Annotated in this window: 16 protein-coding genes; 12 read left to right on the top strand and 4 right to left on the bottom strand. The window is 65.3% G+C overall.

The genetic code is table 11. From position 1 onward, the window contains the following. Window positions 1–33: 33 nt before the first annotated feature. From QU663_RS08150 to pgi, 4 genes are all read left to right on the top strand, one after another. Window positions 34–303, top strand: coding sequence for a hypothetical protein (locus tag QU663_RS08150; RefSeq protein WP_034481591.1), 270 nt, complete (start codon window positions 34–36; stop codon window positions 301–303). A 170-nt stretch (window positions 304–473) separates the two neighbouring features. Further along, window positions 474–1805 (top strand): dicarboxylate/amino acid:cation symporter, encoded by a 1332-nt coding sequence (locus tag QU663_RS08145; protein ID WP_021612160.1) that lies wholly within the window; start codon window positions 474–476, stop codon window positions 1803–1805. Between the two features lie 172 nt (window positions 1806–1977). After that, window positions 1978–4233 carry a 6-phosphofructokinase gene (locus QU663_RS08140; protein ID WP_084437430.1) on the top strand — a complete coding sequence of 752 codons (2256 nt, stop codon included), beginning with the start codon at window positions 1978–1980 and terminating at the stop codon, window positions 4231–4233. Between the two features lie 155 nt (window positions 4234–4388). Continuing rightward, on the top strand, window positions 4389–6068 hold the full coding sequence (gene pgi, locus QU663_RS08135; protein ID WP_021612158.1) for a glucose-6-phosphate isomerase: 1680 nt from the start codon (window positions 4389–4391) through the stop codon (window positions 6066–6068). 125 nt (window positions 6069–6193) lie between these two features. Here the strand turns inward: pgi and QU663_RS08130 are convergent, their stop codons facing one another. Further along, window positions 6194–7225: a cation diffusion facilitator family transporter gene (locus tag QU663_RS08130; RefSeq protein ID WP_021612157.1), complete on the bottom strand. Its 1032-nt coding sequence runs from the start codon at window positions 7223–7225 to the stop codon at window positions 6194–6196. Window positions 7226–7427: 202 nt separating this feature from the next. On the opposite strand from QU663_RS08130, the gene QU663_RS08125 reads away from it, so the two are divergent. Beyond that, complete coding sequence (locus tag QU663_RS08125) at window positions 7428–8417, top strand: malate dehydrogenase (RefSeq protein WP_021612156.1); 990 nt, start codon at window positions 7428–7430, stop codon at window positions 8415–8417. A gap of 465 nt (window positions 8418–8882) precedes the next feature. On the opposite strand, the gene QU663_RS08120 is transcribed toward QU663_RS08125, so the two are convergent. Beyond that, window positions 8883–9239 carry a GNAT family N-acetyltransferase gene (locus tag QU663_RS08120; protein ID WP_370465111.1) on the bottom strand — a complete coding sequence of 119 codons (357 nt, stop codon included), beginning with the start codon at window positions 9237–9239 and terminating at the stop codon, window positions 8883–8885. Window positions 9240–9484: 245 nt separating this feature from the next. Next, window positions 9485–11134, bottom strand: coding sequence for a hypothetical protein (locus QU663_RS08115; protein ID WP_021612232.1), 1650 nt, complete (start codon window positions 11132–11134; stop codon window positions 9485–9487). A 404-nt stretch (window positions 11135–11538) separates the two neighbouring features. Between QU663_RS08115 and purU the strand changes: the two genes are divergently transcribed. From purU to QU663_RS08080, 7 genes are all read left to right on the top strand, one after another. Beyond that, window positions 11539–12393, top strand: a complete 855-nt coding sequence (gene purU / locus QU663_RS08110; RefSeq protein ID WP_021612230.1) for a formyltetrahydrofolate deformylase — start codon at window positions 11539–11541, stop codon at window positions 12391–12393. A 327-nt stretch (window positions 12394–12720) separates the two neighbouring features. Next, window positions 12721–13218: an adenylyltransferase/cytidyltransferase family protein gene (locus tag QU663_RS08105; RefSeq protein ID WP_034481665.1), complete on the top strand. Its 498-nt coding sequence runs from the start codon at window positions 12721–12723 to the stop codon at window positions 13216–13218. Beyond that, the gene (locus QU663_RS08100; protein WP_034481663.1) at window positions 13215–13985 is read left to right on the top strand and encodes a CDP-alcohol phosphatidyltransferase family protein; all 771 of its coding nucleotides are present in this window, start codon (window positions 13215–13217) and stop codon (window positions 13983–13985) included. The genes QU663_RS08105 and QU663_RS08100 overlap by 4 nt, the downstream gene beginning before the upstream one ends. Continuing rightward, complete coding sequence (locus QU663_RS08095; protein ID WP_021612227.1) at window positions 13978–14886, top strand: glycosyltransferase; 909 nt, start codon at window positions 13978–13980, stop codon at window positions 14884–14886. Before QU663_RS08100 ends, QU663_RS08095 begins: the two co-directional genes overlap by 8 nt. Next, window positions 14883–16316, top strand: a complete 1434-nt coding sequence (locus QU663_RS08090; protein WP_021612226.1) for a chain length determinant protein — start codon at window positions 14883–14885, stop codon at window positions 16314–16316. Before QU663_RS08095 ends, QU663_RS08090 begins: the two co-directional genes overlap by 4 nt. Further along, window positions 16313–17662, top strand: coding sequence for a glycosyltransferase family 2 protein (locus tag QU663_RS08085; protein ID WP_021612225.1), 1350 nt, complete (start codon window positions 16313–16315; stop codon window positions 17660–17662). Before QU663_RS08090 ends, QU663_RS08085 begins: the two co-directional genes overlap by 4 nt. After that, window positions 17659–19176 carry an O-antigen ligase gene (locus QU663_RS08080; protein ID WP_021612224.1) on the top strand — a complete coding sequence of 506 codons (1518 nt, stop codon included), beginning with the start codon at window positions 17659–17661 and terminating at the stop codon, window positions 19174–19176. The genes QU663_RS08085 and QU663_RS08080 overlap by 4 nt, the downstream gene beginning before the upstream one ends. On the opposite strand, the gene QU663_RS08075 is transcribed toward QU663_RS08080, so the two are convergent. Continuing rightward, window positions 19097–19744, bottom strand: a complete 648-nt coding sequence (locus QU663_RS08075; protein WP_034481661.1) for a hypothetical protein — start codon at window positions 19742–19744, stop codon at window positions 19097–19099. The genes QU663_RS08080 and QU663_RS08075 overlap by 80 nt on opposite strands. Between the last annotated feature and the right edge of the window lie 3 nt (window positions 19745–19747).

Here is a 19747-nt window from a genome sequence, read left to right as displayed (position 1 = left end):
AGGGTATGGAGCGTGAAGAGTGAGGAGAGGACCGTGCGCGCGCGACTGGGCGCGTGGGTTGGTGCTGCCCTGAGCGCGGTCGGAGTCCTCGGCATCGTCGCGTTGGCAGTGACGGATCACCGCCATCGTGCGGTCGTCCTCATTGCGGCGGTCCTTCTGGGCATGGGGCTCGTGCGCCTGTGGACGCCCGGGCGCCCGTGGTTTGCGTCGCGGGGGCGCGTCGCGGATGCGATCGTCTACGTGATTCTCGCCGCGATTATCTGGTATCTAGGGCCCTATGTTGCGACGATGGCGGTGCGCTGAACCTCCCGAGGAACGTTGAATTCGTGCGGAATCCCCGGCCTCGTCAATGAGGGGGAGCGATCGGGTGTCCAACGTGACCCACATCCCGTATCGTGGTTTCGAGTTCAAGAATGCGTAAAGGTCGGGCATGCTATGGGTGACCCATCATCCCTAATCTCAAGGTGAAACACATGCGCGCGTTCCTGCGTAAGTCCGGAATCCTCGTGTGGGTGATCGCTGCGATCATCCTCGCGATCATCCTTGGATCGATCCGCATCGGCGGCGACCACCTGGTCCCCGTGGAAATCGGTCGTATCTTCGCGACCTTCTCGGCTATCTTCAGCCAGTTCCTCTCCTTCTCTATTCCGCTCATCATCGTCGGCCTGGTGACCCCCGCGATCGCCGACCTGGGACGCGGCGCCGGAAAGTGGCTGGGTATTACGACGGCCATCGCCTACGGCTCGACGCTCTTTTCGGGCTTCCTGACCTTCCTGGTGTGCGCATCGCTCTTCCCGCGCCTGCTCGCCTCCACGCAGCTGGGCTCGGTGTCCGAGCCTGGCAGCGCGCTCGAGTCCTACTTCACGATCGAGATGCCGGCGCCTCTGCAGGTCATGACGGCGCTGCTGCTCTCCTTCGTGGTCGGCCTGGGCCTGTCGATGGTGCCGCGCGGCGTCCTGCGTAAGGGCTTCATCGAGTTCCGCGCCATCATCACGCGCCTCATCGAGACGATCATCATCCCGCTGCTGCCCCTGCACATCTTCGGTATCTTCCTGAACCTGACGTACACGGGCGAGGCCGCCTCCGTTATCCGCACCCTGCTACGCGTCGTGGTCGTGGTCCTGGTCCTCGAGGTCGTCATCCTGCTGACCCAGTTCTGCTTCGCCGGTGCCGTCGCCCGCCGCAACCCCATTAAGTCGCTGCTCACGATGATGCCCGCCTACCTGACGGCGCTCGGCACGTCTTCCTCGGCCGCGACCATCCCGGTGACGCTGCGTCAGACGAAGAAGAACGGCGTGTCCGACGCGGTTGCGTCCTTCACTATCCCGCTGTGCGCGACGATCCACCTGGCGGGCTCAACCTCGAAGATCTTCGCGTTCGCGTTCGCGATCGTCCTGACCCAGGGCCTGACGGTGTCCACCCTCCAGTGGGTCGGCTTCATCTTCATGCTCGGCATCACGATGGTCGCCGCCCCCGGCGTGCCCGGTGGCGCCATCATGGCGGCCACCGGCCTGCTCAGCTCGATGCTGGGCTTCGACGACGCGCAGGTCGCGCTCATGATCGCCACCTACATCGCGCTGGATTCCTTCGGCACCGCGACGAACGTGACGGGCGACGGCGCGATCGCGCTCATTATTGATCGCATGGCGCACGGTTCCATCGGCAACGAGGGTGACCCGGAGAACGCCCGCGAGCTGGCGTTTGACGGCATGGCCTACCTGGACCGCGTGTCGGTCGAGGGCGTCGTCAGCCCCGAGGAGCTCGCCGACTCCGCCGCCCGCAACGGCGCGGACGCCACCGCGTAGTTCCCGTTGATCCGCCCTGTGCGCGCCCGCCGATTCCGGTGGGCGCGCACTTGTCGTTTTCTCGGTAAATGGGAGTTTGGCCCTAGTGGTGGAGGCGCAGGTCACGTAGAATAGGACACGCTAGGCACACTGGGCCTCGCGGCCCGCTCCGTCAATGAAAGATGGCAGAATCATGAGCACAGTCCGTATCGGTGTCCTGACCTCGGGCGGCGACGCCCAGGGCATGAACGCGACCGTCCGCGCAGTGGTGCGCACGGCGTTGGCGAAGGGCGCGCAGCCCTATGCGATCCTGGAAGGCTGGCAGGGGGCGTGCGACGGGGGCGATTCCATCAAGAAGATGGGCTGGTCGGACGTGTCTTCGATTCTCGCCGAGGGTGGCACCGTCATCGGCACCGCTCGTTCCGCCGAATTCCGCACCTACGAGGGCCGTCATCGCGCTGCCGCGAACCTGCTGGAGCACGGCATCGATCACCTGGTCGTGATCGGCGGCGATGGCTCCCTGTCGGGCACGAATGAGTTCCGCGGCGAATGGTCCCAGCACCTGGCCGAATTGGTTGCTGAGGGCGCCATCACGCAGGAGTTCGCGGACGCTCATCCTGCCCTCATCATCGTCGGCCTGGTCGGTTCGATCGACAACGACATGGTCGGCACCGACATGACGATCGGCGCGGACACCGCCCTGCACCGCATCCTGGACGCGATCGACCAGCTGACCAGCACCGCTGCCTCGCACCAGCGGACATTCGTCGTCGAGGTCATGGGACGCCACTGCGGCTACCTGCCCCTCATGGCGGCCGTCGCGGGCGGCGCCGACTACGTCTTCACCCCCGAAGATCCGGTGGGGCAGGGCTGGCAGGACGATCTGGCCGAGCACCTGCGCCTGGGGCGCGAGGCTGGGCGCCGCGAGTCGATTGTCCTGGTCGCGGAGGGCGCTCACGACCGTGATGGCAACGAGCTGTTGACCCAGCTGATCGCGGACACGATCCAGGAGCGTACGGGCGAGGATGCCCGCGTGACGATCCTTGGGCACGTGCAGCGCGGCGGCACTCCCTCGGCCTACGACCGCTGGATGTCGACTCTGCTCGGCTACGCGGCGGTCCAGGAGATCCTGGCGTCCACGGGCGAGGACGAACCTGTGATCCTGGGCGTTCGTCGCAACCGCATCACTCGCGTCCCCCTCATGAAGGCCGTCCACGATACGCGCGCGGTCAAGGACTACATTGCGGCCGGCGACTACGTGACTGCTCAGGCGGCGCGCGGCTCGTCCTTCTCCTCGATGGTGAGCATCTATCACCTGCTGTCCACGCCCCCGCAGCTGATTCCCGAGCCCACGGGCGACATCAAGCGCGTCGCGATCCTGCACGCGGGCGGCCTGGCCCCCGGCATGAACACGGCGGCCCGCGTCGCCGTGCGCCTGGGCATCGCGCGCGGCTGGACGATGCTGGGCGTCGACGGCTCGTGGAGTGGCCTGGCCGATGATCGGGTGCGCGAGCTGAGCTGGTCGGACGTTGAAGGCTGGGCCTTCAAGGGTGGCGCCGAGCTGGGGACCAAGCGCGACGTGCCGCCGGTCGAGCAGTTCTACGCGCTGGGTCGCGCGATCGAGCGTAACGAGATCGACGCGCTTCTCGTCATCGGCGGCATGAACGCCTACCTGGGTGTGCACGCGATCCAGGCGGAGACGGACCGCTACCCGGCGTTCCGCATCCCGATGCTGCTCATCCCCGCTTCCATCGATAACAACCTGCCCGGCTGCGAGCTCGCGATTGGCACGGACACGGCGATCAACAATGCGACGTGGGCGATCGACCGCATCAAGGAGAGCGCGGCCGCCTCCAAGCGTTGCTTCATCGCGGAGACGATGGGGCGCCGATGCGGCTACCTGACGTTCATGAGCGCCCTGTCCAGCGGCGCCGAGTACATGTACATCAACGAGGAGTCCCCCTCCCTCCAGCAGATCGCCGCGGACGCAGAGCGCATGGTTGGCTCCTTCAAGTCGGGCCGCCGCCTCTTCTTGACGCTCGTCAACGAGTCGGCGTCGCAGTATTACGACCGGGATTTCCTGGCCGACGTGTTCAACGCCGAGTCCGAGGGCATCTACGACGTGCGGCATCAGGCACTCGGCCACATGCAGCAGGGCGGCGCGCCCTCGCCGTACGACCGCCTGCTCGCCACGCGCCTCGTGGCACGCGCCTTCGAGCAGCTCGTCGGCCAGTTCGAGCGCGGCGACCGCGGCGCCTACTACATCGGCCAGGTCGGCAACGCCATCGAGGCGCGCCCGGTGAAGAACATGTTCGACGACCTGGACATCGAGAACCGCCGTCCCTTCGTCCAGTGGTGGCTCGACCTCCTCCCCGTCCAGCGCATCGTTTCCCTGCAGAACCCGGGCATCGAGGCGTCCCCTATTCCCATCGACGATCCCGTCGAGTAGGAAGTTCGTCCCGGTTTCCCAGGGATTGACGAGGCCGTGGTTCCGTGACCGCTCACGGGCCACGGCCTCGTCCGTCGTCAGGGAAAACGAGGGTGACCGAGCGCGCATTCGCAGCTAAACTGGGTGGGTACCTACCTCTACTGTCAGGAGCACCCATGAGTGATATCCCCGTGATCGACCCGACGATGACCCCCGCGTGGGACAAGCTCGACCAGCTGGCCGACACCTTTGAGCCCGATCTTCGCGCGATGTTTGCGGACGATCCCGAGCGCACCAAGAAGTTCACCTTCCAGGCAGGAGACCTGCACGTTGACCTGTCGAAGAACCTCGTGTGCCCCACGTTGGTGGGTCACCTCCTTGCCCTGGCCGAGCAGACGGGTGTGGTGGACCTGCGCGATCGCATGTTCGCCGGCGAGCATATCAACGTCACCGAGGATCGCGCCGTTCTGCATACTGCGCTGCGCCGCCCCGCGACCGACTCCCTGACCGTGGACGGCCAGGATGCGATTGCCGACGTGCACGAGGTCCTGGAGAAGGTCTACGCCTTCGCCCGCCGCGTCCGCTCCGGCGAGTGGGTGGGTATCACCGGCAAGCCCGTCAAGACGGTCGTCAACGTCGGCATCGGCGGCTCTGACCTGGGCCCCGTCATGGCGTACGAGGCCCTCAAGCCCTACGTGCAGGAGGGCCTGGAGTGCCGCTTCATCTCCAACATCGACCCCACCGACGCGGGCGAGATCACGAAGGACCTGGACCCCGAGACGACCCTCGTGATCGTCGCCTCCAAGACCTTCACGACGCTGGAGACCATCACGAACGCGAAGGTCGTGCGCGCCTGGCTGCTGGACGCCCTGCGTGAGCGCGGCATCGTCACCGACGAGGCCTCCGAGAAGGAAGCGATCGCCAAGCACTTCGTCGCCGTGTCCACCGCCCTGGACAAGGTCGCCGAGTTCGGCATCGACCCGGACAACGCCTTCGGCTTCTGGAGCTGGGTGGGCGGCCGCTACTCGGTGGACTCCGCGGTGGGCACCTCCCTGGCCGTCGCGATTGGCCCGGAGGGCTTCGCGGACTTCCTCTCCGGCTTTAACGTGATGGACCGTCACTTCGTTGAGGCCGAGCCCGAGAAGAACGTGCCCCTGCTGATGGGTCTGCTCAACGTGTGGTACTCGAACTTCCTGGGCGCCGACACGCACGCGGTTCTGCCCTACTCGCAGTACCTGCACCGCTTCCCGGCGTACCTGCAGCAGCTGACCATGGAGTCCAACGGCAAGTCCGTGCGCCGCGATGGCAGCCCCGTCACCTACGAGACCGGCGAGGTCTTCTGGGGTGAGCCCGGCACCAACGGCCAGCACGCCTTCTACCAGCTGATCCACCAGGGCACCCGCATGGTTCCCGCCGACTTCATCGCGTTTGCGAACCCGACGTGGGCGCTGGGCGATGGCGACGCCGACATGCACGAGCTGTTCCTGTCGAACTTCTTCGCCCAGACCAAGGCCCTGGCCTTCGGTAAGACCAGCGAGGAGGTACGCGCCGAGGGTACGCCCGAGGCCATCGTCTCTGCCCGCGTATTCACCGGCAACCGTCCCACGACCTCGATCATGGCTCCGGCCTTGACTCCTTCGGTCCTGGGCCAGCTGATCGCCCTGTACGAGCACATCACCTTCGTCGAGGGTGCCGTGTGGGGTATCGATTCCTTTGATCAGTGGGGCGTCGAGCTGGGCAAGGTGCTGGCTAAGCAGATTCTTCCCGCGATCGAGGGCTCGTCCGAGGCCCTGGATGCGCAGGATCAGTCCACCCGCGCTCTCATTGAGTACTACCGCGCGAATCGCACGAAGTAGTCTCTGGCTCTTGTAGCCGCACGTGGGGGCCGCGCCGTGAGGCGCGGCCCCCACGTCGTATCTGGGGGAGGCGGTGGGAGCGTGACGCTCCCGCCGCCTCGCTGTATGTGGGGACGAGGCGTCGCTTAGTGCTCCATGTGCTCGTGGCTCGCGTGTTCGGGGCATTCGAGCTGGAACGTGGAGTGCGCGATGGGGAAGTGGTGGCACGCGCATTCGCCCAGCTCGTGGATGATGTGGTCGCGCGAAGGCCCGTCGGCCTCGTGCGTGACAGTCACGTGCGCCGTGACGGTGACGAGGTGGGAGGAGACGGCCACCACGTGCAGGTCGTGCACGCCCAGCACGCCGTCGACGCCCAGCATGTGCGCGCGCAGCTCGCTCACGTCCACGCTGGCCGGCGTCTCCTCCATGAGGATCGCAACGGAGCGGCGCAGGAGCGTGAGCGCTCGCGGTGCCATGAGGACGGCGATCAGGAGTGAGGCGATCGCGTCGGCGCGCGCCCAGCCGAAGGCCCACTCGGCGCCGGCCGCGACAATGACCGCGAGGGATCCGAGCGCGTCGTTCGCGACCTCCAGGAACGCAGCTTTCATGTTGAGGTTCGCCTCGCGCCCGCCCGCGAGGATCGCCAACGACACAACGTTCGCGACCAGGCCGATGACGCCGACGAGGAGCATGGGGCCGGCCTCGACCTCGGGCGGGGATGCCAGACGCCACGCGCCTTCCCACGCGACCATGACGCAGATGACGAGGAGCATACCGGCCTGCAGGGCGGCGGCCAAGACCTCGGAGCGCGCCCACCCCCACGTGTGCTTCTCGTCGCGCGGGCGGCGCATGAGGCGCGTGGCGACCAGCGCGATAACGAGGCCGGAGGCGTCCACGACCATGTGTCCCGCGTCCGCCGCCAGGGACAGGGAACCCGACCAGAAGGCGCCGATTAGCTCGGCTGCGACAACCGTCCCCGTCACCACGAGCGCCCACCCCAGGCGCGCCGCAGACGCCGACGAATGGGAGTGATCGTGCGAGTGCGCGCCGTGCCCGGTGCCCGGAGAGTGCACGTGATTGTGGGAGTGGGCCACGGCCTCGTCGACGTGGGACGAGGCGGGGGCGGTCTTCTCTGACCCGGTGCCGCCGGGCGGGGGCGAAGGGATAGTGCGCGACATGCCCCCACTCTACAACCCTGTCACGCCGAAAGACAGACCCCGCACCAGCCTCGTATGTTGTAGATCACGCGGGTGTGGTGCCCTGTTGGGACTGGGTGCCCGGGTCTGAGTGTGACGGACGACGTATCCTAGGAGACAGAGCGCGGGGAACCCCGCGACTGCAAGGGCACAAGCCCACAGGACTGTAAAGGAGCGCCACATTATGGCAGAACCTCGTATCGTCACCGTCACTGGCGCAGCCGGCAATATCGGCTACGCCCTCCTGTTCCGCATTGCTTCCGGCCAGCTGTTCGGCCCGGAGGTGCCCGTCAAGCTGAACCTGCTCGAGATCCCGCAGGCCGTCAAGGCCGCCGAGGGCACCGCGATGGAGCTCGACGACTGCGCGTTCCCGACCCTGGCCGGCGTCGAGATTTTCGACGACGTCAACCGTGCATTCCAGGGCACCAACGTCGCGTACCTGGTGGGTGCCATGCCGCGCCGCAAGGGCATGGAGCGCGCCGACCTGCTCGAGGCCAACGCGGGCATCTTCGGCCCCCAGGGCAAGGCCATCAACGACGGCGCCGCCGACGACGTGCGCGTTCTCGTCGTGGGCAACCCCGCGAACACCAACGCCACCATCGCCCAGAACGCTGCGCCGGATGTCCCGGCCTCGCGCTTCACTGCGATGATGCGCCTCGATCACAACCGTGCGATCGCGCAGCTCGCCCACAAGACCGGTGCCGCGAACGCCGACATCAAGGACGTCGTCGTGTGGGGTAACCACTCGGCCGACCAGTACCCGGACGTCTCCTTCGCGAAGGTTGCCGGCAAGCCCGCGACCGAGCTGGTGGACGAAGAGTGGCTGTCCAGCTACTACCGTCCCACCGTCGCCAAGCGTGGCGCGGCCATCATCGAGGCGCGCGGCGCTTCCTCGGCCGCCTCCGCTGCGAACGCTGCGATCGACCACATGTACTCCTGGATCCACGGCACCCCCGAGGGCGAGTGGGTCACCGCCGGTGTCATGTCCGACGGCACGCACTACGGCGTCCCCGCCGGCCTGAACTTCGGCTTCCCCGTCACCTCCGACGGTGGCGAGTGGCAGGTCGTCGACGGCCTCGAGATCTCCGACGCGACCCGCGCTGGAATCGACCACAACATCAAGGCCCTCCAGGAAGAGTACGACGCCGTTAAGGCGCTCGGCTTCATCAAGTGAGGCTACCGCCCTCGCGGCGGTTGGTGGGAAGGGTGCGCGCCCGGCTGTTTGGCCGGGCGCGCACCCGCATGTATGGGGTTGTGGTGTGATGGCGGTGTTGTATGCGCGATTGTGGTCTGATGCCCACCGCGCTTTGGTGAGCGGCCCAGGGCCTAGGCAAGGTATTCGAACTGCAAGAGGTGCGCGTCCTCGAAAGAGCTTGTTGCTGATCGGGGCGTGCATCCCATCAGTGACGATGCGCCTCATCAGTGACGATGCGCCTCATCAGTGACGATGCACCCGCTCTGATCGGATGCAATGTTCCTTAACGGGCGTGGCGCCGGAAAAGTCGCATGCAATTCCCCCACCAGTATTTCAGATTTTGAAACCGAAACGTTGAAATCATGCGGTTTATGAGGCATTGCCGATCTGCGTCTGCAGGGAATTGCATGCGAGATTGTTGGGTAAGTGCGTAAGGGTGAGAGCCTAGCGTGTCGTGGGGCTAGCCGAGGCGCCGCCGTCTAGTGGTTCCTTGAGCCAGTCGTAGGCGACGCGCTGCGTGCCGTTGGCGACCGTGATCAATCCACATTCGCGGAATCCGAAGGACCTAAGCGCGCGCCGCATTGGTGCGTTGTCCTCGTGGGTGTCGCAGCGCAGGTAGTCCGCGCGCTCAGCCGCGAACGTGAAGATCGCCCGAGCAACGCCGTGCCCGCGCACCGCGGCCACGCGGTGAATCACGTGGTAGTCGGCGTCGGAATGCCACGCGCCATCGATCTGGGCGTAGGTCTCGTCTGGCCCTGGAGCGAGGGTGAAGACAGCAAGAGGTCCCTCGTCGTCAGCCACAAGGAAGCAGTGTCCGCGTGCGATGTCTTCCTCAGCGTCAATCCGGCCGGGGTACCCGTCGGGCCACTGAGTCGCATTCCCATTCGCCTGCATGAAAGCCCGGGCATGCTCATACGCCCCCTCGATAAACTCGAGGTCTTCATGGGATGCAATTCGAATTTGTATATGAACACCATGCTGCAGTTCAGGCATATCGAAGTTTTCTCTGAGTTGGGAGTGGAAACGGCTATGCTACGTGCCCAATTTTAAGTCAGGTGATGATACTCAGTGTTGGCTGTGGGAAGGAGCTCGATGCGTCGATTATCGCCAGAATCATCGCATGCGTCCTCGTCGTTGAACCACTCGCTAATCCTAAGAGGCCTTCTGCTGAGTGTTGCGTTATCTTTAAATGTTATGAACTTTTCGCTTTGGCATCCTTCTCCGTGCTCGTATCCGTTTACGCTTTCAAACTGTGGATTGTGTTCAAGTGGCGTATCGGAAAATGAATTGTTGATGAGGTAAATTGCGCTTTGTTGAGTGTAAGTGGCATCGGTGTATGCGGGGTCATCCCCAAGGAAAGGTGAGTACATTCCATTTAGTTCGTACTGTAGGTCCTGAATGTCTTGATCTGACATCTGCATTAGCTCCCATTCTGTGAGAGCCTCAGCTGCTGGAAACCAGTAGTTGATGTTGTGTATGTAAAGGCTTTCCAGTATCTTGCATCCAGTAATTGTTAGAATTGCATGGAAGTCCTTTGGGTGGCCTTGTCCGCTCGTGATTTCGATTGAATCAAGAGTGGAGTTAGTTATTGTTATGTTCTCTGAGCTGTAGTCTCCATACCCCACTTTAGTGATTAGCTTTAGCCTTCCGTAAAGGCGGCACTCGTTTTCGAATGTGATGATGTTGGTTTCGCTTTGTTTCTTCTTGTGTTCGGATAGTTGTAGCTGATGTTCTGTCTCTTTGAGTTTGATTAACTTGAAGATGACGTGTGAAAAAGTGGCCTCTTTTAGGCGGTCAGGAAAGCGATCATGAATGACTGTGCAGTCAGAGATGTTAAGTTGTGATAGAAAACTTGCGTGTGCCCAGTGGAGAGAGTTTAGTGTTGAATCCGTGATGGTGACGTGAGAGTGAAAAGTCGAATTTCTGACGTCGATACTTTGCGCGATGTGAAGGCTGTGGAGAATAAGTGGGGTGTAGAAGTTGGTGTGCGATAGATTGATATGAAATGTGTTCGGAGCGTCCGAATTTTGTTCGTTGTCGGAACGCCTCGACGGGGTGAATAGGTAGGTGAGGATTTCGTTCTGTATGGCAGCGTGCTCATCCCTGTTTCCTTCCTCCTCAAGTAGTAGACCTTCGTGTCGCGCCTGGCTACATAATGTTGTAATGATGTGCTGCTGGAAGTTGTGTTTCTCGCTGTGGGAGTTTTCTTGAAGTCCTGGTGCTATCTCAGCAAGTTCTTGCAGGAGTGCAACTGCGCCTAGTCGGGTGCTGGGGTTAGGGGAGGTTAGGAGGTGGTATGCCTGTTCGCGGCGCTTCCAGTATTCATCACGTTGAACCTGCTCGCGTCGCTCGTATTCTTTTGCGGAATTTTCGTGGCTCCTCTGCTGCCACGCTGAAAATGCAAGGCCTGCGCCAGCAATCGTCAAGCAGAGTTTCATTGCGTTAGATGATGGCCAATGCCATTGCCATCCCCACCCCAATGCGCAGATGAAACTCAGGCTAAACAGGATGAACGCTACGAGCAGTGGGGTCCACCAGTGCATCAGACAGGCGGGCATGTGGGTTAGTCGTGCGGTCTTGTCGTCTTCCTGTTTGCAGCGCTTCCAGAACTTCAGTTTCTCGACGAAGTTCTTTTGCGTCGAGGTGTTCTTCTCCGCCTCGTTAGCGCTCTTGTGTTCATCGTCGGCGCGGACCATGGTGGCTCCTTTGCTCTGGGTTCACTGCCTTGCATCGTAGCAGCCTGTCTAGGGGAAGGGTTATGCGCTGCTATCCAAATCAGCTTTGGTGTCAAGTGAACGTTCATGCGGGGTCCTGGTGTCGCAGTCCTAAGGCTTGAAGCTCGGTATCGGGCCGAGGTGCCCTGAGCGGGTCGATGTGCGCGGGCTGCGAGCGTGAAACGCGCGTGAAACTTGGTCGCCGGCTCGGGCGGTTCGTGAAACGCGCGTGAAACCGTGGCGGTGCCTGTCCAGACGACAACCCCGCCCGCAACGACGCGACCTCGCCACGTCCAGCAATAGCACCACCCCGCAACCCCGTGGCTTCGCCCGCAAACCCTGCCCCGGCCTCGTTCGTGGGTATGAACCTAGTTAGACTGGAACGCATGACTGAAAATGCGCAGCTTGTTGTGACCCTGTCCTGCCCGGACCGCCCCGGGATCGTGCACGCCGTGACCGGCGTGATCGGCGGGGCCGGCGGCAACGTCATCCAGTCTCAGCAGTTCGGCGATGCCGACATGGGCACCTTCTTCATGCGCGTCGAGGTCGACTCTCCGAAGGGGCGCGCCCCGATCGACGAGGGCCTGGCCCGCGTCGCCGAGGATTTCGGCGCCACCTACCGCGTCGACGACCTGGGCCGCAAGCTGCGCACCATCATCATGGTCTCGCGCGAAGGCCACTGCCTCACCGACCTCCTGTACCGCCAGCAGACGCAGGGCCTGCCCATCGACGTGATCGCGGTCGTCGGCAACCACCCGGACCTGGCGCCCGTCGCCCAGTTCTACGGCGTTCCCTTCCTCAACATCCCCGTCACGAAGGACACGAAGTCCCAGGCGGAGCGCCAGCTCCTCGACCTGATCGCCTCCGAAAAGGTGGAACTCGTCGTCCTGGCCCGCTACATGCAGATCCTCTCCGACCAGGTCTGCCGCGCCATGCAGGGCCGCGTCATCAACATCCACCACTCGTTCCTGCCCTCCTTCAAGGGGGCGCGCCCCTACGCGCAGGCCCACGATCGCGGCGTCAAGCTGATCGGCGCGACCGCCCACTACGTGACCGCCGACCTGGACGAGGGGCCGATCATCGAGCAGGACGTCACTCGCGTCTCTCACGCCGACTCGACGCCGGACATGGTGGCGCTCGGGCAGGACGTGGAGCGCCGCGTCCTCGCCCAGGCCGTCCGCTTCCACGCGGAGCGCCGCGTCCTCATGAACGGCAACCGCACGGTCGTCTTCTCGCGTTGACGTCCGCCGTTCGGGCAGCTTGCGAGGACCCTGCGGGGCGGCGCGGGTAGACGCGCCCACTGGCGAGGCCTCCTCTGGTTCTCCCGCCGACATCCCCCTATCTGTGTGGATGCTGACCGCGCCGCGACTCGACGGGTGGGTGGAGGATAACTCTGGCGTGTCGGAGCCTGTAACAAGAAGGTGTGCGGCCATCTGGTCATATTTGCTTGTGTTTGCAAGCTTCCGCGGCTCTATTTGTCACTTGGTGGGCAACGCTGAGACGTGATCTTTCGGTCATTTAGCGGGTAAGCGTCGCATTGACCGTCTGATAAATGGCACACTTGTTACGTGGACGAAACGACTCAGCAACACGCTCCTGTCACCGGCTACGTGCCCGGTGGTTTTGACATGTTCCATCAGGGACACCTCAACATCCTGCGCGCCGCCCGCGAGCGCTGCGATCGACTGGTCGTCGGCGTGACCTCCGACGAGGCGCTCATCCGCATGAAGGGCCGCGCCCCCGTCATTCCGCTCAAGGAGCGCTGCGACCTCGTGTCGTCGCTGCGTTTCGTGGACGCGGTGGTCGTGGACCTGGATCAGGACAAGCGCCTGGCCTGGCGCCTCCAGCCTTTCGACGTGCTCTTCAAGGGAGATGACTGGAAGGACACTCCCAAGGGCGCTCAGCTCGAAGCGGAGATGGCGGAGGTCGGCGCGCGCGTCGTCTACCTGCCCTACACGCCGTCGACGTCGTCGACGAAGCTGCGCCGCTTCATCGCGCCCGAGGATTTCACTGACGAGGCATCGGCTGAGAAGCCGGAGCAGGCGACGGAAGGGGAGCAGCAGTGAGCCTTCCCGTGGTGCTTGAGCCGGGCTCCTCGTGGGGCACACGTTTTACGACGTATCGCAGAGCGCTGGCTGCCGCCCAGAAGCCGGGCGCGGGCGTTCCCGCGTACATGCGTTGGGTGAACCGCGGTGCCGCGCGCGTCGTGGCGGCCGCCTGCGCGGCCTTCGGCTGGACGCCGAACTTCGTCAGCTTCATCTCCGTGTGCTTCTCGACGATCGGCCTCATCGTTCTCGTCGCGTGTGACCCTGCGTGGTGGAGCGGCCTGATCGTGGGTACGGCCCTGGCGGTCGGCTTCATGTTTGACTCGGCGGACGGCCAGGTGTCGCGCGTGACCGGCGCGTCGTCGAAGACGGGGGAGTGGGTGGACCACGTCGCTGACGCGTTCCGCTCGCCCGCGATTCACTTCTGCACGGCGGCCGCCGTCATGGTGTACCGTCCCGAGTCCTGGTGGCTCGCGATCATGGCCCTCGTTTACGGCTGGGTGACGTCGGGCCAGTTTATGAGCCAGATCCTGGCCGAGCAGTTCGTGCGCGCGGCCGGACGCAAGCAGACGCGCGGCGGTAACCTGCGTTCCTTCGTGCTGCTGCCCACCGACCCGGGCGTCCTGTGCTGGTCCTTCGTCCTGTGGGGCTTCGGCGTTCCTTTCATGGTGCTGTACACGTTCCTCGCCGTGGTCGCTGTTGCGCACTCGTCGATCTCGCTGCGCCGCCGCTTCCGCGACCTGCGGGCCCTCGACGCCGCCGCGAAGCAGGGGGAGTCCCGTGCCTGAGTTGTCCGTCATCCTGCCCGCGCGCAACGCGGCGGGCACGATCCGGCGCGCCGTGGCCTCGACGCTGGCCGCCATGCCCCGCGACTCTGAGCTGGTCGTCGGTAACGACTCCTCCTCCGATTCGACGGTGGGCGAGGCGATCCGTGGCGCGTCGCGCGGCGGCGTGGTCGATCCGCGCCTGCGCATTGAGGACATCACCCCGGGTGAGGGCGGCGTCTCGCGCGTCTTGACGCAGCTGATGGAGCGCACGGATTCGCGCCTGGTGGGCCGCATGGACGCCGATGACATCTCCCTGAAGGGCCGCTTCAGGCGCACGCAGCGCGCGATTGAGCGCGGTGACGACATGGTGTTCACGCAGATGATTGAACTGCGCGGTTCTCGCCCGGTGCCGCGCGTACCCTACGAGATCACGCCCGAGGACATGGGCTGGCACCTGCTACTCACCAACCCCGTGTGTCACCCCACCATGCTGGCGACGCGAGAGGTCATCGACCGCGTCGGCGGCTACCGGTCGGTGCCTGCCGAGGACTACGACCTGTGGTTGCGCGTCGCCGCCGCCGGTGGGCGCATCCGCCGCCTGGCGGCGTGGGGCCTCCTGTATCGCATCCACCCGGGCCAGGTCACGGGCAATAAGGCGTGGCGCGCGGATTCGTGGAAGAGCCCGGAGCAGGCCCAGGCCTTCGCCGACCTGTCGACGTCGCTGACGGGAGAGGCACTGCCGCGCCTGGTGTCCATCGTTTCGCTTCCTCGCGAGGAGGCCGAGCGCGAGCTCGACCGCTTCGTGCAGGTCTACACTCAGGGGGTCGCGTCTCGACCCGCCAAGCCCCGCCGCGCCCTCGAGCGTCGGCTGAATGCGCGCGCCGCGTGGGTGCGCTCGACCATCCAAGGAGAACAGTCATGATCCTTACCCCTCCGCCCACGGGCGGCCAGCAGATCCTGCGTCACGCCCTGGCGCGCCGCTGGAGGTCGATTGCTGCGGGGACCGCGGCTGGTTTGGTTCTCGGCGTCGTCGCTGCCTTCGGTGTTCCGGCTACGCACACGGCGACGGTGTCGATGACCGTCACGTCTCCGACTATCACTCCCGCCCCCGTCGTGCGCGCCTCCCTGTCGAATACGACGGACATGGTCACCGAGCAGGGCATCGCGAAGTCCGCGACGGTCCTGGATGCGGCGGCTGAGAAGCTCGGCGGCGGCGTGACCGCTTCCGAACTGCGCTCCAACATGGACGTGTCGGGCGACACGAATGGCACGATCGTGAAGATTGAGTATTCGGCGCCGACCCGCGCCGAGGCCGTCGCGGCCGCGGACGCGATCGCCGAGTTCTACCTGCAGCAGCGCACAGCCCTCGTGGAGCAGCGCGCCGACGAGATGGCCGCCGCCGCGAACGAGGACATCTCCGCCCTGGAGGCCGAGCTGGGGACCCTGCAGCCCACCGTCGACGAGGACGGCAAGGTGACGGAGGATCCGCGCGCCGACGAGGTGACGAAGGAGATCAACAAGCTCAAGGAGCAGGTCGCCCAGCTGGAGCCGTACCACGCCAGCGCCGGCCTCGTGATTACGAGCGCTGACGCCTCGAGCGACACGGTGGAGCCCTCCAAGGCTCGCCTCATCCTGATTTTCACCGTCGTCGGTGTTTTCGCCGGCCTCGTGCTGGTGCTCCTGCGCGAGACACGCGCACGCTCGTTGACCTCTCCCACGCAGTTGGCGGACCTGACTGCCCTGCCGGTGTGGAGCGCGGAAGAGAACGTGCCCGAGCCGTGGCTGGCCCCCACGCGCATGCTCGCGATGGCGATCGACCGCGACCACTGGGTCGACCTGATCGTCGACGCGTCGGACCCCGAGGCCCGTCAGCTGCACCGCGTCCTGTCGCGCTCCCTGGCTGAAACCCGCGTTCCGGCGCCGCGCCTCATCGACATTCACCAGCCTCTCGCCTCCCTCCTCGACGAGGTTCGTCCCTCCCGCCACGTCCTCATCGCCGTGCGTAAGGGCCACGACCTGTCGAAGCTGCATGCCCTCCTCGACGAGCTCGCGCTCATCAACCGCGAGGTCAACGGCATGATCTACCTGGGTGGGCAGGTCGCCGGCAGCGCCGAGGCCGTCGCCGCGCCCGCCTTCGAGGTCATCGAGCCCGAGGACGAGGCCGTGGAGCCGGTCGTGGAGCCGGCCTCGGAGGAGGCGACGGAAGCTGCGCCTGCGAAGGAGTCGATGCCCGACAAGGCCACCGAGGACACCGCGGACAAGAAGGGTTCGACGAAGAAGAATTCGACCGACACGAAGGGTTCGACGAAGAAGAATTCGACCGACACCAAGGGTAAGAAGGGTAAGAAGTGAGCGCCGAGGAGATCACCACTCTCGACGACAAGGCCGCCTCGATCTGGCACGTGGACCGCACCGCTCGCGTCAGCCAGCTCGTCTCGGGGGACCCGACGTCCCCGCGCGCGCTCGTTCTCGTGCGCGACAACGGCCGAAACTCCGCGTTCGTCGAGATTGAGGGCACGGATCACCCGGAGAACGATCCGCGCGTGCTCGAGGTCGAGGCGGCCTGCGCCCGCGGCTGGGAAGAAGGCGCGGGGGCGGACATCGACGCCACCGTCATCATGTGCACGGTCGGCTCCTGCGACATGCTTCAGGACGCGGTGCGCGCCATCCTGGCCCAGGATCACCAGCGTTTCTCGCTCGTCGTCGTGGACAACGCACCGCACACCGGGCAGACCCGCGAGAAGCTCGCCGGCATCACCGACACGCGCATGAGTATTGTCTCCGCGTCTCGCCCTGGCCTGTCGCGCGCCCGTAACCGCGGCGTCCTGGCGGCGCGCGGCGAAGTCATCGTCTTCACGGACGACGACGCCATCGTCGATCCCCACTGGCTGACCGCCATGATCGACCCCTTCACGGCCTCGCCCTACGTGGCCGCGACGACGGGCATCGCCCTGCCCCTGGAGGAACGCTACAAGGCGCAGCGCTGGTTCGAGTCGCGCGGCGGCTTCCCCAAGGACATGAGTCCGCGCGTCTGGTGCGTCGGCGACGTGCCCAGCGGCCTGGAGGCCCTGGGAGAAAAGGGTGACGGTGGCCCGCTGTTCCCGATCACGACCGCGCGCGTGGGTGCCGGCGTGTGCATGGCGATACGCCGCGACGTCCTCATGGAGGTCGGCCCCTTCGACCCGGCTCTCGGCGCTGGAACCTCCACGCGTGGCGGCGAAGATCTCGACATGTTCGCACGCATCCTGGCCACGGGTGACGTCATCGTCCACACGCCCGACGCCCTGGTGCATCACCGCCACCGCGTCGACGAGGCCGGCCTGGACAAGCAGATCCGCGGCAACGGCTCCGGCATGGCCGCCCTGCTCACGAAGGCGATCATCGACAAGCCCTCCGTCCTCGGCACCCTCATCGGCCGCGTCCCCGCCATCCTGAACCGTATCAAGCCCGGCGGCGCCCGCGTCGCGGGCACCGACGACGACGTGCCCGGCTCCCTCACCAGGTCTGAGATCAAGGGCTTCCTGGAGGGTCCCTTCCTGTACCTGTCCTCGCGCAGGCGCAACAAGCTGGTCGCACCCAGCCGCGACGCGCGCGCCGCTGATCCCGCCCAGGGTGCGCCCACCGGCGCGAGCGGCGGTGACGATGCCCCGGCCTCGTCCGGTGAGCGCGGCGCCCCCGAAGGGAGCTCGGACACGTGAGTCCGCACCGAGGAATCTGGACGAAGCCCGCCGCCGCGCGTATCGGGCCGCTGCGAGAGGACGCGCAGGAGCTGCCGGCGTGGCCCTTCGTCGTGGCCTATGCGGCGTATTTCCTGTGGTGGGTGCTCGGCTCCGGCGACCTCATGTGGCCGCTCTTCGCCATCATCATGGTCGTGTTCATGATCGGCCGCCACGGCCTGCGCTTCCCGCCCGGGACGATCATCTGGACGTTCTTCCTGGCGTGGGTGCTGGCCTCCATGACGATGCTCGACTCGGGAGGGCGCGTCATCGGCGCGTTCTACCGCTTCCTGCTTCAGCTGGCGCCCGGCATCTTCGCCGTCTACGCGTATAACGCGCGTCAGACGCTGAGTGTGCGCGCGATCGTGGGCACCATGTGGGGCTTCCTGGCCTCGACGACCATCGGCGGCTTCATCGCCATGGCGGCCCCGACGCTGCGATTCAAGACACTCATGTACTACCTGGTGCCGCGCGCCCTGCACTCCAACGACTTCGTCAAGGAGTTCACCAAGCGCGCGACCACCCAGTGGAATCCGTCGTCGTGGATCCTCTCCGACCCGCGCCCCTCTGCGCCCTTCATCTACTCCAACACCTACGGCAACGTCTACTCGCTGATCTTCCCGCTGGCGCTGGTCTTCGCCTACGTGCTGTGGCGCGAGCGCTCCAAGTGGCGTTTCCTCGTGGCCGCCGTGTGCGCCCTGTCGGTGATTCCGGCCGCCGCGACCCTCAATCGTGGCATGTACATCGGTCTGATCGTCGTCGTCGTGTGGGTGGGTTTTCAGCGTCTGCGCGCGGGGGCCTGGCGCACGGTGCTCGGCATCGTCGCGGCCGTCGCAGTGGGCATCATCGCGTGGCTGGCAACCCCGGCCTCGCAGTCGCTCCTTGAGCGCGTCGCCGCCTCCTCGTCGACGGAGGACCGCGCCTCGAACTACCTGGAGACGCTGTACGAGCTCCAGCAGTCCCCGTTCCTCGGGTTCGGCGCGCCGCGTCCCTCGGCGTCGCCGTGGCTGCCCTCCCTGGGCACGCAGGGCCAGTTCTGGACGGTCATCTTCTCCTACGGCCTGGTCGGCCTGGTCCTGTTCCTCGTCTTCTTCGTGCGCATGTTCCCGCGCATCTGGCGCGCCAAGGACGTGTACGGCTCGATTCTGGGTGGCATCATCCTGGCGACCCTCGTGGAGCAGTTCTACTACGGCATGAACACGGGCCTCATGATTTCCGTTGTTGCCGTGAGCCTGCTGTCGCGCCACCTCGAGGAGGAGAGCGATCCTCTGCGTCGCGCCAACGCAGTGGAGCAGGGTGCGCCGACGGCGGGCAGCGTCGCCGGAACCGTGCGCGCCGCGCGGGCGGTCCGCCTCGGGCAATGGCAAAGCCCCGCCGCGAACGACGGGGCTTTCGCCACGCAGATGCTTGAGCGGCTCAACAGGTCGGGTCGTCGGGGAAGGAGAAACCGGCAAGCTTCCAGTTCTCTCCCTCCTTCACAAACTGAAAATAGGTGAGGGCGCGGGTCATGCGCGTCTCGTCCGTCAGCGCGGTCCCGGCGTCGTTGAGGAGGCGCACGGAGGAGGAGTCCACGCACACCGAGACGGTGACGTTTCCAGCGCCGTCATCGGAGATGATCTGCGGGTTCTCCAGGGTGGGCGTGCCCTCGGCGTGGGTGCCGTCCCTCGACCACTCCAGGGCCTGCGCATCGAATTCTTCGAGCGCGGACTCAGTCAGGACGGAGGACAGGTCGGTGGCCTGGGCCTGCTCGGGGTCGGCGTACGCGTTCCACAGGGTGTTGGCGACGTACTGGGCCTGCTCGCCGGCTTCCGTCGCGGTGCCCATCGAGCCCGACGCGTTGGCCGGACCCGCGGACTGCGGCGTAATGGTCTTGGCGACGGACTGTGGCCCGGCCGACTGGTCCTCCGGGGAGGACTGGATGCCCGAGGCTGCCGACGTCTCGGAGTCGGAGGAGCCCGTCAGGCGCAGGATACCCGCGATGACGAGGGCGATGATCAGGAGAATCGCGGCCGCCAGGAGAATTTTCTTGCGGGCGGGCGAGAGCGAATCGAGTTTGAAGTCCATGTG

Origin of the sequence: Schaalia sp. HMT-172 (genome assembly GCF_030644365.1) — a bacterium.
Lineage (GTDB): Bacteria > Actinomycetota > Actinomycetes > Actinomycetales > Actinomycetaceae > Pauljensenia.
This window is presented reverse-complemented; position numbering and strand designations above follow the sequence as displayed.